Origin of the sequence: Clostridium sp. UBA2485, from assembly GCF_002341865.1 — a bacterium.
Taxonomy (GTDB): Bacteria; Bacillota; Clostridia; order Clostridiales; family Clostridiaceae; genus Clostridium_J.
On record NZ_DDOV01000031.1, the window covers coordinates 164,338 to 178,351 of the forward strand.

12 protein-coding genes, 1 riboswitch and 1 other annotated feature (1 of these 14 cut by a window edge) are annotated in these 14,014 nt (G+C 28.3%); of the genes, 8 read left to right on the top strand and 4 right to left on the bottom strand.

Features of this window, described 5'->3' with window-relative positions; all coding sequences use genetic code 11:
- Positions 1-211 (top strand) — a binding site (T-box leader); it begins 72 nt to the left of the window's first position.
- 175 nt (positions 212-386) lie between these two features.
- From metG to B3603_RS04765, 4 genes are all read left to right on the top strand, one after another.
- Positions 387-2,015 (top strand): methionine--tRNA ligase, encoded by a 1,629-nt coding sequence (metG, locus tag B3603_RS04750; RefSeq protein ID WP_291561336.1) that lies wholly within the window; start codon positions 387-389, stop codon positions 2,013-2,015.
- A 139-nt stretch (positions 2,016-2,154) separates the two neighbouring features.
- Positions 2,155-3,402 carry a metal-dependent hydrolase family protein gene (locus B3603_RS04755; protein ID WP_291561338.1) on the top strand — a complete coding sequence of 416 codons (1,248 nt, stop codon included), beginning with the start codon at positions 2,155-2,157 and terminating at the stop codon, positions 3,400-3,402.
- A 169-nt stretch (positions 3,403-3,571) separates the two neighbouring features.
- Positions 3,572-4,405, top strand: coding sequence for an Mrp/NBP35 family ATP-binding protein (locus tag B3603_RS04760; protein ID WP_291561341.1), 834 nt, complete (start codon positions 3,572-3,574; stop codon positions 4,403-4,405).
- Between the two features lie 56 nt (positions 4,406-4,461).
- The gene (locus tag B3603_RS04765) at positions 4,462-4,908 is read left to right on the top strand and encodes a DUF134 domain-containing protein (protein WP_291561344.1); all 447 of its coding nucleotides are present in this window, start codon (positions 4,462-4,464) and stop codon (positions 4,906-4,908) included.
- 191 nt (positions 4,909-5,099) lie between these two features.
- Here the strand turns inward: B3603_RS04765 and B3603_RS04770 are convergent, their stop codons facing one another.
- Entirely contained in the window at positions 5,100-6,452 is a 1,353-nt protein-coding gene (locus B3603_RS04770; protein WP_291561346.1) for a DUF3298 and DUF4163 domain-containing protein, read from the bottom strand.
- Between the two features lie 276 nt (positions 6,453-6,728).
- Between B3603_RS04770 and B3603_RS04775 the strand changes: the two genes are divergently transcribed.
- The 3 genes from B3603_RS04775 (at position 6,729) to B3603_RS04785 (ending at position 9,218) form a co-directional block, all read left to right on the top strand.
- Entirely contained in the window at positions 6,729-8,330 is a 1,602-nt protein-coding gene (locus B3603_RS04775) for a DUF4830 domain-containing protein (RefSeq protein ID WP_291561348.1), read from the top strand.
- A gap of 101 nt (positions 8,331-8,431) precedes the next feature.
- Positions 8,432-8,569, top strand: a complete 138-nt coding sequence (locus B3603_RS04780; protein ID WP_160289247.1) for a hypothetical protein — start codon at positions 8,432-8,434, stop codon at positions 8,567-8,569.
- A 364-nt stretch (positions 8,570-8,933) separates the two neighbouring features.
- Positions 8,934-9,218, top strand: coding sequence for a DUF4491 family protein (locus B3603_RS04785; protein WP_291561353.1), 285 nt, complete (start codon positions 8,934-8,936; stop codon positions 9,216-9,218).
- A gap of 95 nt (positions 9,219-9,313) precedes the next feature.
- Here the strand turns inward: B3603_RS04785 and B3603_RS04790 are convergent, their stop codons facing one another.
- From B3603_RS04790 to B3603_RS04800, 3 genes are read right to left on the bottom strand one after another with little or no spacing between them, the layout of a single operon-like run.
- Positions 9,314-10,105 (bottom strand): ABC transporter ATP-binding protein, encoded by a 792-nt coding sequence (locus B3603_RS04790; protein WP_291561355.1) that lies wholly within the window; start codon positions 10,103-10,105, stop codon positions 9,314-9,316.
- 1 nt (position 10,106) lies between these two features.
- Positions 10,107-11,153 carry a FecCD family ABC transporter permease gene (locus B3603_RS04795; RefSeq protein ID WP_291561357.1) on the bottom strand — a complete coding sequence of 349 codons (1,047 nt, stop codon included), beginning with the start codon at positions 11,151-11,153 and terminating at the stop codon, positions 10,107-10,109.
- A 17-nt stretch (positions 11,154-11,170) separates the two neighbouring features.
- Positions 11,171-12,178, bottom strand: a complete 1,008-nt coding sequence (locus B3603_RS04800; RefSeq protein WP_291561360.1) for an ABC transporter substrate-binding protein — start codon at positions 12,176-12,178, stop codon at positions 11,171-11,173.
- A 277-nt stretch (positions 12,179-12,455) separates the two neighbouring features.
- A riboswitch (cobalamin riboswitch) is annotated at positions 12,456-12,639 on the bottom strand.
- Positions 12,640-12,942: 303 nt separating this feature from the next.
- Between B3603_RS04800 and B3603_RS04805 the strand changes: the two genes are divergently transcribed.
- On the top strand, positions 12,943-13,497 hold the full coding sequence (locus B3603_RS04805; protein ID WP_291561362.1) for a histidine phosphatase family protein: 555 nt from the start codon (positions 12,943-12,945) through the stop codon (positions 13,495-13,497).
- The last annotated feature ends 517 nt before the right edge of the window (positions 13,498-14,014 follow it).

Here is a 14,014-nt window from a genome sequence, read left to right on the forward strand (position 1 = left end):
GTGAATAGTAAACTGAACATGGCCTTGGAGCTTCTGTACCGAGATTCCTATGAATTTAGACTACAGCGGTAAAATCTGCACCCGTTACAGTGCTTAGAGTATAAACACAGATAATTGTTAAGTTGGTTTTGTGTCGTACTTGAAGAGATTTATATGGTGACATATAAATAAATTAGGGTGGTAACACGAAGTATTTACTCTCGTCCCTAAGACTATAGTCTTAGGAACGGGAGTTTTTTTATGTTATTTTAAAAAAAATTAATAGTTGGAATTAAGAAAAGTGCTAAGAAGATTGAGGCTTATAAAAAAATTGATAATCAAATTCTCTATATTATTAATAAAATTGTTTACTGCAAAATTTAATTTAAATTAAGGGAGGAGATAATATGAGTATTTTTATTGGAGGAGCATGGCCTTATGCTAATGGGTCCTTACATCTAGGACATTTAGCAGCATTATTGCCTGGGGATATTATAGCAAGATACTATAGAGCCAAAGGAGAAGAGGTTTTATATGTTTCTGGTAGCGATTGTCATGGAACCCCTATTTCTATTAGAGCAAAAAATGAGAAAGTTTCACCAATGGAAATAACAAATAGATACCATGAAGAGTTTATATATTGCTTTGAGAAGCTAGGATTCACTTACGATTTATATTCTAGAACGGATGATGAATTTCATAAAAGAGAGGTTCAAAGTATATTTAAAGATTTATATAACAATGGATATATTTATATAAAACAAGAAGAACAGCTTTATTGTAATAAATGCAAGCAATTTTTACCGGATAGATTTATAGAAGGAATTTGCCCACAGTGTGGAAATATAGCAAGAGGAGACCAATGTGATAGTTGTTCTACATTACTTGATCCATTAGATTTAAGTGATAGACATTGTAAGAATTGTGGTAATATGCCGATAGTTAAAGAAACAGATCAATTATTTTTTGCTCTTTCAAGATTTCAAAATACTATTGAAACATATTTAAAAACTTCTAAAGGTTGGAGAACAAATGCAATAAATATGACAGAAAGGTATTTAAGAGAAGGACTTTTAGATAGAGCAGTTTCAAGGGATTTACCATGGGGAATTGATATTCCTATTAGTGGATTTGAGGATAAAAAAATATATGTATGGATAGATGCAGTTTTAGGATATCTAACTACAAGTAAAAAATGGGCAAGAGATAATAATGATGATTGGGAAAAGTTCTGGAGAGAAGATATAATTTCTTATTATATCCATGGAAAAGATAATATTCCATTTCATACAATTATACTTCCAGCTTTATTAAGTGGAGTAGGAATATATAAGCTACCTAGCAAAATTATTTCCAGTGAGTATTTGACCATAGAAGGGAAAAAGTTATCTACAAGTAATAATTGGGCAGTTTGGGTTCCATATATAATAGAGAATTATAATGCTGATTCTATTAGATATTTTTTAACAGCGAATGGACCAGAAAAACGTGATACAGATTTTTCTTGGAGGGAGTTTATAAATAGTAATAATGGAGAGCTACTAGGTGCTTATGGCAATTTAGTAAATAGAACTTTAATATTTATACAAAAATATTTTGATAATATTATTCCAAAGGGAACTATAGATGAAACTATAAAAAATAATACATTCAAGTTATATAAGTCAGCAGGAAGTAAGATAGAGAATGGAGAGCTTAAAGAAGCATTAGAAGAAATATTTATATTTATTAGAAGTATAAATAAGTATTTTGATGAAGAGAGACCATGGATAACTATAAAAGAAGATAAAGAAAAATGTATAAATACTATTTATAATTGTGTTCAAGTTATAGGAAATTTGTCTAATTTATTAGAACCATTTATACCTTTCTCTTCAAAGGAGATAAGAAATTGGTTATTTATTAAAGATGTAAATTGGCATTATATAGAGGTAAAAGAAGGTATAGAACTAGGAGAAGTAAAGATATTATTTGAAAGGATAGATAAAAGTAAAATTGAAGAAGAAGTAAAAAAGCTAGGTAAAAATATTATTTAGTTTTATTTACAACATTTAAAAATTATTATTAATAAACTATCTATATGTTAATTAAATAGGGTTTTACCATAAATTAAAAGGATTTAGTGAGCCATTGTCGAAATTTTATAAAGGTTTAAAATTTTTTAGGAGGGTTATTATGACTTTAAAAAATATTGCCTTTGTAGGCGGACTTTTAATTGATGGTACTGATAAGGAACCAATAGAAAAATCTTTAGTTTTGGTAAAAGAAGGAAAAGTTCAATATGCTGGAGAAAACAATGGAAAAATTTCTTCAGAGTATGAAACTATTGATATAAGTGGAAAGGTTATTATGCCTGGACTTATAGATACTCATGTGCATTTTGGAGGAGCATTAAGCCCATCAGATTTAGATTGGGTTTTAGAACCAGTTCTTCAAAAGGCCATAGTTGCAGTAGCACAGGGAGAAGCATGTTTAAATCATGGATTTACGACTACAGGAGATATATCTCGTAATGGAACTTATTTAAGAGATATGATAAATAGAGGAATTGTAAAAGGACCTAGAATAGTAACTTGCGGATTAGGATTTTCAAGAACTTGTGGACATGGTGATACTCACACATTACCATTAGATTATGTTCAGGAATCGCATCCTTGGGCAGTATGTGCTGATGGAAAAGAAGAATTGAGAAAAGCAGTTCGTGAAGTTTTAAGAACTGGTCCAGACATGTTAAAAATATGGGCAACAGGTGGCGGAGTTTGGAGATTAGATAGTAAAACTCATCAACACTATAGTTTTGAAGAAATAGCTGTAGTAGTTGAAGAAGCAAATTATGTAGGATTACCTGTAAGAGCTCACTGTGAATCATTAGAAGGTGCAATAGATTGTATAAAAGCAGGAGTACATAGTATAGAACATGGACAAGAGCTTAATGATGAGTGCTTAAAAATAATGAAAGAAAAAGATATAAGCTTAGTTCCTACTATGAAATTCTTCTATGAATGGTTTACAGAATATGAACCACCATACAGACCAATTTTAGACAAATTCCCTGGCGAAACTATGGCAGAGAAAGAATTAAATCGTACCATTGCTAACTTTAAGGCGGCTAAAGATGCAGGAATACGTATAGCTGTAGGTTCAGACTCTTTCTGTAGTAAGCTTACTCCTTATGGAGCATATAGCTTAAAAGAGATATATGCAGTACATGATGCAGGTCTTTCACCAATGGAAACTATAGTTGCAGCAACAAAAGCTGGTGCTGAAGTATTAAAAATAGATAATATGACAGGTACTTTAGAAGAAGGAAAAGCAGCAGACATAGTTGTACTTAGCAAAAACCCATTAGAGAATGTCAGAAATATAGCATTAGAAAACATGAGCATAATCATGAAAGAAGGGGAATTTGTAAAGGAAAAATAATATAGGAAACATAAAATAATAAATTAAGAGAAAGTGGATATTTTTAGTTTAATAAATACAACTAAAGATATCCACTTTCTAATTTAAAAAGCTAATAAATTTTTGACAACAAGAATAAATATAGCTACAATGTTATTAGCATATGCTAATAACTAACGAGGTGATTTAAATGTCAAAATGTGATAGTTGTTCTAGTAAATTTAGTTGTACTTCTCAATCCACTTGTACTATTGAAAACAATCCACATAATAAGATTAAAAATATAATTGCAGTTATGAGTGGAAAAGGTGGAGTTGGAAAATCTACTATGTCTACCATGATTGCTAAAACTTTAAATAAAGAAGGGTATAAAGTAGGAGTACTAGATGCTGATATAACAGGTCCAAGTATTCCAAGACTTTTAAAAATAAAACATGAAAAGCTTTTTGGGAATGAAGCTGGAATAATACCAGCAAAGTCTGAAGAAGGAATATCAGTTATGTCTGTTAACCTTCTAATGGATAATGAAGAGCAACCAGCTATATTAAGAGGTCCAGTTATATCTGCTACTGTTAAACAGTTTTGGACAGATGTTTATTGGGGTGAATTAGATTTTCTTATAATAGATATGCCACCAGGAACAGGAGACGTGCCACTAACTGTTATGCAATCAGTTCCTATTAGTGGAGTTGTTATAGTATCTACACCACAGGATATGGTATCTATGATTGTTGCTAAATCTTTAAATATGGCTAGAAGTTTAAATATTCCTGTTATAGGCATTATTGAAAATATGAGCTATCTATTATGTCCAGACTGCGATACAAAGATTAGAATTTTTGAAAATGAGAATCTTGATGACTATATTAGAAGAATGAACACAACATTACTTGGAGAGCTTCCTATGTGTAAAGAGATAGCACAACTATCAAGTGAAAAGGCAGAAAAATATAATGAAAATATTGAAGAGACTATGATTTTAATATCTAATAAAATTATAGATTATATAAACAATAAGGTTTAACTATTATTCAATTAAAATTTAGCCTTATCTAAGAAAATTAATTAAGGAGAACTTTAATGGCAAGACCGATAAAATTGAGAAAAGTTCAATTTATGCCTAAAAATACTTATTTTATACCTTGCTCTAAAAAAGATTATAAGATTAAAGATAGAGTGGGGGAAGTTAAGCTAAAATTTGAAGAAGTTGAAGCGATGAGGTTAAAAGATATAGAAGGACTTTCTCAAGAAGAATCTGCGAAAAAGATGGAAGTATCAAGACAAACTTTTCAAAATATAATTGATGAGGCGAGAAAAAAGGTTGCATTAGCACTTATTAATGGATATGCACTTTCCATAGAAGGCGGACACTATACAAAATGTATATGCAAATTTAAATGCGTTTCTTGCCACGGTGAATATGAGCTAGCTTTTGAAAAAGTAAAAGGAAATTGTATAATTTGTAGCTCGGAGAAAATAATATGTAGAAAGAGAAGTCTATGTGATATAAAATGTAGTAAGTTATAAACATATAAGATAATTTTATAACTTTAAAAAGCAAAATTTTACTTGTTATTTATTTACAAATAGAAATTTTGTTGAAATTTCACAAATGAGAAAGTAAAAAATCATTTCTTGGGAAATAACTTATACCTATATTAATATAAATATTTTTTATTGTGTATTGAAAAAGCCGTGACATAAGTCACGACTTTCTTTTATGTGGTCATTCTACTTATAGGATTTGCTTGAGAGAACAGATCTTTAATATCACTATAAGGTATTGCAATTTCAAACAATCCATAAGAAGCAGGTGTATATTCGCCAGGTTGATAAAATAATACTAGTGCATCTGGAGTTAAATAAAATTGTTGATTTTCAATATTTCCTTCAAAGTTTTCAGTGAATGGAATATTTTCTGCCCTAGCTCTTTGAACAGCAAGCTGGCTGAGCCTTTCTCTAAAGTTTGAGCTAGGATTAAATAAATCTTCAAGATCATATTCTTGTCCGGTGTTAGCATCTATAATTAAGGAACTATAAACTGTATTTTCATTTCCTCCCATAGTATTAGTATACAAATAGAAGAGAATACTTATCAATCCATTTCTCTGAAGAGAAAGAATATAAGAACTAACAATCTCATTAAAATTAGTTTGCTCAGGAAGAAAAACAGCACTATTAAACATAGAATTAAGTTTCTCAATAATTGATCCATTTATGTTGGATTGAATGTTTTCATTTTGCAATCCTTCAATAATTGGATAATCTACTTTAAAACTACTAGGTGCTATACTAACATTTCTAATGTTAGATGAAAGATCCATTGCTTCTCTAAGAAAACTTCTTCCAAAACATTCGAACATCGCAATTCTTCTTAAGTCCATTCCAAAATAAACCCATCTTCGTCCATTCCATCTAAAGCCCGCTATACTTCTTCTATCTACACTGATTAACCATGCCCAGAAAGGTCTACCAGTTGTAGGCCATATATATACAAATTGAAATCTGCATGGACGTATAGAAGCTTGAGACACAGCAAAAGGTTGTACGCCAGCGGCTTTTTGTGGCGTGAAATTTGGAGGCGGACTAGAAGGCGCACCAAATTGTCCTCCAACACTAGGTGGACCCATTGGTGGCCTGCCAGTTGGAGCCATCGGTGGTCTACCAGTTGGAGCCATTGGTGGCCTGCCAGTTGGAGCCATTGGTGGCCTGCCAGTTGGAGTCATCGGTGGTCTACCAGTTGGAGCCATTGGCGGCCTACCAGTTGGAGCCGTTGGTGGTCTACCAGTTGGAGTCATTGGCGGCCTACCAGTTGGAGCCATCTGTGGCGTACCAGTTGGAGTCATTGGTGGTCTACCAGTTGGAGCCATCTGTGGCGTACCGGTTGGAGTCATTGGTGGTCTACCAGTTGGAGCCGTTGGTGGCGTACCAGTTGGAGTCATCGGCGGCCTACCAGTTGGTGGAGGCATCATTTGACGCTCTCTATCCTCTCTATCGAAAGTAAAAGGTACAAAATCGAAATCTTCATTAGATGACCTAAAATCATTATCATATGGATGACGAACAAACATAATGTAATAACGCTCCTTATTAATATTATCATAATATAATATGTGATGGATTTGAAAAAGTTACCATATTAATCAATTGATACCAATAATAATTAATATAAGAAACTTTATATATTATGCTGAACTATGTAAATATAATGTTAAAAATGAAAAATAAAGATTTTTATTAAAAAATATAGAATATTTTACATATTATAGCTTTATTATAATTTAGTTATAAGCTTCAAGAACCATTAGGTGATTTAGGTTTTATAATTAAGTCTATTAGGAGGAGTTATGGAGAATTATGAAAAAAAGGAGAAATTGAACATTATATTATATATAGTATCTTTCATTATAGGTTTTATTGGAATGGGAAATCAATATACCTTTCAAAATAATGCATCTAAATTTTTAGTTTCTGTTAAAATACTGTTTATTATCTTTCTACTAATAATTTATCCAATAGCATTATATAGAGTATATAGAGATGATATAAAAGCTTATAATATTATTCCTCTTATAATAATTGAAGCCATATTTTGTGTTATTTTATGTTTTTCTTTCTATAAGGTATTTATTTCATCTTCTTTAGAAGTAGGGATTTATCTTGATATATTTCATATATTAGGTATTGTATCATTAATTTTATTGGTTTATTTAGAAGGGAAAATTACTCATGAATCTATAAGGAAAAGTTCTATAATTGGTATTTTTATTTTACTTTTTGTTTTAGGATATTTTATTTATGGTAGATATGCACACCTTTTAAGTTATGAAAAGCAAGATATAAAAGTAAGTGAATTTAAAATTCCTAGGCATATGGTTGTGATTAATGGAGAAACTCATGATAGAACATTAATAATTGATAAAAAAATTATTGAAGATTTATTTAGTGAAATAAACTTATCTAATATTCAATATATAGGAAATTATAAGGGAATAAGTGATTTGAGGATAATTGAGAAAAAAACCAGAATAAATAGAGTATGGATGGATTATGGGGATAATGAAGAATATAAAAATTTAGAAGAGGGATATATAGATTGTATTAGATTTTACAATGATAAGTTTTCTACTATAGTTGTTACATCACCAAATAGAGATATTGATTATCAATATGAAGTTGATTTAAGCAAGGAAATCATAAAGAAAGTTTTAAATGCACCTAATGAAATTTTACCTTTTGAAAATTATTATAAACTCGAAAAAAAAGCAAAAGAATATATAGAAAAATTGGGATATAAGATTATAAATGATAGTGAACAGGCTTATTATTTAAAACTTCCAGAGGATTTTAATTATATTTATAATAGTTATAGTATAGGAAGATTTCTAAATGATAAAAATGAATTATCTAAGAAAAATGGATATGACTTTTCTAAATATATGGGTGAAGATGTAAAGTTATTTACTTATAAAGTAAGCGGCAATGAAAAAGATATTAAGAATATTTATTTTTTCTTATATGAGGATAATATTATTGGAATATGGCAAGAAGATATAGAAAATGCTGATGATTTATCAATTTTAAAAGCTTATACTAAAGAAACAAGAGAATATTATACATTTAAAGATTTAAATGTAGGAAATATGGAAGATTTAGATATTGTAAGAATTTCAAAAAATAATAAAAAATATAAGACTATTGATGATAAAAATGAAGTTAATAAGTTTTCAAAAGAGCTTAATAAATATTCTTTAAAATTAAATGAAGATATAGATAAAGATACTTTGGCTGTTTATTATCATATAAAATTAATGAATAGTACAAGAAGTAATTTAATTGATATAAAAAGATGTGAACAGAATACATTAATAATTAATAATGTACCTTATTCTATAATTGATGGAAATATAAATTTTGAAGATTTTTATCATAAAGGAAAAGATAATTAAAAAACAAAATTTCATAAATGCTATTAATTTCTTGAGTTTAAATTATAGATTTGGGCAAAATAATCCTATAATTAATTTATATTTTAGAGGAGGATTATTCTATGAAAAATGTACCTGAAGCAAAACGTGTAGCATTAACCCCATCTACAAAAAAGGAATTAAATAAATTTAACCAAGAGTTTTCAGAAGATATTTCTCAAGGTTCTGAAAAACATAATAAAGCAAGAAAAAATAAATAGTTATTAGTAATACAATATTGCACCCCTGTGGAATTTATATTCTCAGGGGTGCAATATGTTGTAGAAATAATTTGATAATAGTTACTTGTTGCATTCTATTTTATATTGGACACCTATATAATACTTAAAATACATATGGACTATTTATCAATAGTTGTTATATATTACTTTTTTTATTTTAGTTATAAAATTTACATTTAAAGTATAATTAAATTTCATATATATTATAACAGATATAACCTGCTATAATATAATCAATTAACAGTTTATTAAGTGACTTTCAAACCTTTCTTAAATTGATTAGAATAAAACAAATTTAGTTCCAATTTGGAAAGCAAAGTAAATTGCATAAGGGGGGGATATTTTGAATTTTCAAGGGATTATAATAGGATTATTTTCATTTTTAATTATAGGTATTTTTCATCCTATAGTAATTAAAGGGGAATATTATTTCAGTAAAAGCATATGGCCCATATTTTTATTATTAGGTATTATATTTATAGTTTTATCGTTAAATATTAAAGTTGAATTGGTATCTGCATTATTTGGAGTTACAGGTTTTTCTTGTCTTTGGAGTATACATGAGCTAATAGAACAAGAACAACGGGTAAAAAAAGGATGGTTTCCTAAAAACCCTAAACGTAAATAATTTTTATATAATAATATATAATTAAAAAATAACTAGCATACTGGCTAGTTATTTTTTAAATACCTAAGATAATATATAAATAAAAAATAATTACATTAAACTACTGTAGTGCTGTTTAATTTACTATTAAAAGATTTTGGAATGTATATTATATTTAATTTATTTGTTAATTTATTTCTCTCAATTTGACAATTAAGTCCGAAAAGCTCATATACAATATTTTCATTTAAAACATCTTCTGGTTTTCCAAAATCTAGTATTACTCCATTTTTCATTATAATTATTTTATCGCAATAATAGCAAGCAATATTTAAATCGTGAATTGCTGAAAATACTGTTAAATTTTGAGATTTTATTATGTCCATTATTTGTAGTTGATATCCAATATCGAGGTGATTAGTTGGTTCATCAAGAATCATAAAATCACTTTCTTGAGCTAATGCTCTTGCAATTAAAACTCTCTGTTTTTCTCCACCAGATAAGTTTAAAAAATTTCTATCTTTAAACCCTAACATTCCAACTTTTTCTAAACAATTTTCAGCAAGTTCTATGTCATTAGAATTACTATCTTCGAATAAGCCTTTATGTGCAAAACGGCCTATTAACACCATATCTATAACTTTAAAGTCAAATTCAGGTCTATTTTCTTGGGCTACTACTGACATATTTTTAGCAACTTCTTTATTAGATAATTTTTTTAAGTTTATATTATTTAAAAAAACTTCACCTTTATCTGGTGTACAAACTCTATATATATTTTTAAGTAAAGTTGATTTTCCACTACCATTTGGTCCTATAATTCCAACAAAATCACCTTTATTTATTTCTAAATTTATATTTTTTAATATATGCTTATATTGCAAATCTTTTACACTTAATTTGATCATGTTAACCTCCAAAAGAATATTTACTCTTTTTTAATAGAAGTAAGAAAAATGGTGCACCAATGAAGGCTGTAACAACACCTATAGGAAGTTCTTCAGGAGAACCAATTATTCTTGCAAGTATATCAGACCATATTAAGAATAAAGAACCTAAAAGAATAGTTAGTGGAATAAGCTTTTTATGCACAGAACCAGCAATAGTTCTTGAAATATGAGGAATTACAAGACCAACAAAGCCTATTATTCCACTTAGAGATACCATAATTCCAGTTAATAGTGTACTTGTTGCTATTATTATTTTTTTCAAAAGCTTAATATTAACACCTAAAGTTATAGCTGCGTCTTCACCAAGTAAAATTGCATCCAATGTTTTATGAATTACTAAAGCTATTATAGAAGAAATTACTAAAACTAAAAAGGCTAAAAGTAAGTCACCCCATTTAGCACCAGCAAGTGACCCAGTCATCCAAAACATTACAGAGTAAAGCTTTCTTACGTCTTTGGCTTTAAACATAATAAAATTTGTTATAGCAGAGAATATAGATGCTACTGCTACCCCTGTTAGCACTAATCCAGAGGAAGAAAATTTTCCCTGTCTACTTGAAATAACAAAAACAATTATTGAAGAAAGTAATGCTCCAATAAAAGCACCTAAATGTACAGATAAGATAGGTAATGCTAGTGTACTACCTAGTAAAATAGTTAGTACAGCTCCAGTTGAAGCACCAGAAGATATTCCAAGTATATAAGGGTCAGCTAGAACATTTTTTGTTAATGCTTGCATTAATACACCTGATAAAGAGAGACCAGCACCAACAATTGCAGCAAGTAGTACTCTAGGAAGTCTTAATTGCCACACTATATTTTCTACAGAGTTAGACCAAGTTTTTGGAAAAAACTCTTTGTTTGATATATTGTTAATTATTATTTTACATAGTTCGGCACCACTTATATTTACAGATCCCACATTAATAGCAATTATTATAGAAACTATTAAAAATAAAATCAAGGATATGTATATAAAGGGAAAGGTAAGTTTATTTTTTTTCATGTCAATAACTCTCCAATTTAATTCTTAAAAGCTTCTGGATGGAATTTTTCAGCCATAGTTTTTATTGTATTAGAATTTCTTACACCGGCAACAACATCTGAAAGTCCTAAAACAAAAATATTATTATTTTTTATTGCATCTACATCTTTTAGAGCTGCATTATTTTTTAAAAAGTTTATTTTTTCTTCTACGTTATCAGCAGCATTGTATTGCATAACAATTATGTATTCAGGATTTCTATTTACAACCTCTTCCCAGGTTACATTAGCCCAAGGTTTTTCTCCATCTTTAAATATATTCACGCCACCAGCAAGTCTAATTAAATCTGCCGGTAAACCATTACAAGATGTAAATGGTGAATCTTCTCCAGAGTCATAAATAAAAGCTTTCACTGGTTCTTTATCTTTAGGAACAGCAGATGAAATATCTTCAATTTCTTTTTTCATTTTTGATATAACATTATTTGCATTTTCTTTTACATTAAATATATTTCCTAGATTAGTAAAATCTTCATAAACAGTTTCCATTGTTGCATTAGGGCTTTCACATTTCGGAACATAAATTTTTATTTCATTTTCCTTGCAAAATTCAGCATTAAAATTGTTTTCAGTAAAAGTAGACATCCATCCAGTTATAAAATCTGGTTCTACGCCAAGTAAAGTTTCCTTTGAAGGCATTAAGTCAGCTAACTCATTTAATTTAGAATGGGCATCCTTATATTCTGGTAATACCTCATTATCTTGAAAGGAATATCCAGCTATAGAGTTTTCTAGACCTAAAGCAAGAAGCATCTCTGTTGTAAAGCCACTTAAGCTTACAGCTTTCTTAGGAGCTTCAGAAAAAACTTCATCTGCCTTTCCAGAAGGTAAGTCATTATTAATTGTAACTTGTGTATAAGTTTTAGCATCAGAGGTTGATTCTATAGAACTTGAAGCATTATTTTCATTTGCATTACCGCATCCTCCTAACATAGTTGCAGTTAAAGAAACCGCTAAAATCAATGAATAAATATTTTGTTTTTTCATCTTAAAATTCCTCCATTATTTTTTAGAATTGTAATGTGTTATTTATATATTTAAATAAAATATTTTATTTATTAACTTTAAAAAAATAGCAATAGAAAGCTATTAAAATTAAGTTTTTTATTAATTTTTAAAATAAAAAAAGTATCTTAAGAATTAAGATACTAAAAGATGTAATGCTAAAATAATAAATCTATTTCTAATATTTAAACTATAAATAAAATAAGACAATACCATATAGTTAAATTAGCAACCTTAAAATACCTTATCCTAGTAAGTGATTTTAAAACCTATATTGGCAGGTCTCCTGACTTAGATTCATCATAAGTTTTTACCTTCCCACAAAAAAAATGCAGTGGCATAACAAAAATTTACTCCTCAATACAGTGGCTGGACCGTAAGGGATTTTCACCCTTTTCCCTTTCAAGAAATACTTATATTTCACCAAAATAGTTAATATATTTAATTTTAAATAAAGATTTACAATTACTTCATCAGGATTATAACACAAAATTTTACAAAGAGTATATTTCAGAAAATTTAAATTATTATAAAACATACAATTTATTTGCTACAAGAAATAGATATAAGTTAAATATATTGTATTAAGAGAGTAACAGTAGTATAACAGTATAAAGAATAAATGTAAATATTTTGATATAATTACTTTAAGGTGATATAAAAATAAGAAAGGAGAATCCACTAAATAAAATTTTATATAAAGGGAAAATTATCCATAGAAATATATCTTTAGTGGCAAAATAATAATGAAAACAAATATTTATTTAGTTAGACATGCTCATTCTAATTACAACGCTGATGAGTTAAATAGACCATTATCTCATAAAGGAGTTATAGAGAGAAATAAAATTACGGAAGTCCTTGAAAAAGAAAATATAGATTTAGTAATTTCTAGCCCTTATAAAAGAGCAATAGAAACTGTAGAAGTTGTAGCAAATTTAATAAATAAAAGTATAATTATAGAGGAGGGCTTTAAAGAAAGGAAATTATGTGAATATCCTGTGGATAATTTTGAGGAAGCTATAGTAAAACTGTGGACAAATCCAAGTTTTTGTTTTGAAGGTGGAGAAAGTAATATAGAAGCACAAGCAAGGGGCGTTAATTCCTTAAATAATGTATTAGATAATTATAGCGGAAAAAATATAGCTATTGGAACTCATGGTAATATTATGGTGCTTATTATGAATTATTATTGTAAAAATTATGATTTTGATTTTTGGAAGGAACTTAAAATGCCTGATGCTTATAAATTAATTTTTGAAGATAAAAAGCTTTTAGCTATAGAGGCAGTCAGTAAATAAGTTATTTGCTGTAAATATTTAATAGAAGTCTATAGTAAAACTAGAAAAGAATTAAGATTTTGATTATTTAATCAATTTTAGATAAAAGTATGGATTTTTTATTAATATGTTAATAAAAAGTTAAAATGTATAAATGAAATAATATATTGACATAAATATCTAGATATAGATATACTTAGTACATGGGTGTAAAACCTAAATATGATTAATTTATAAAAGGAGGTAGTAAGATGTTAAACAGATTAATAAGTATAGGATCCAAATTTAATATTGTATTAACTAATACCCTACCTCATGATATAGGTTTATCATAGCCTTTTTGTGTAAATTTTAGTCCTAGGGTATTCCTAGGACTTTTTTTATGCATTAATAGCTGTATTTTCCTGTTTATCAATGGGAAAATACGGCTTTTTTTCATCTCTGGGGATTCTATATTAAGTAAAAATTGGATAATCATTCTAGGTAGATTGTTCAAAAACCATTTGTAACAATGTGCAATTTTAAACTTGTGTTTAGA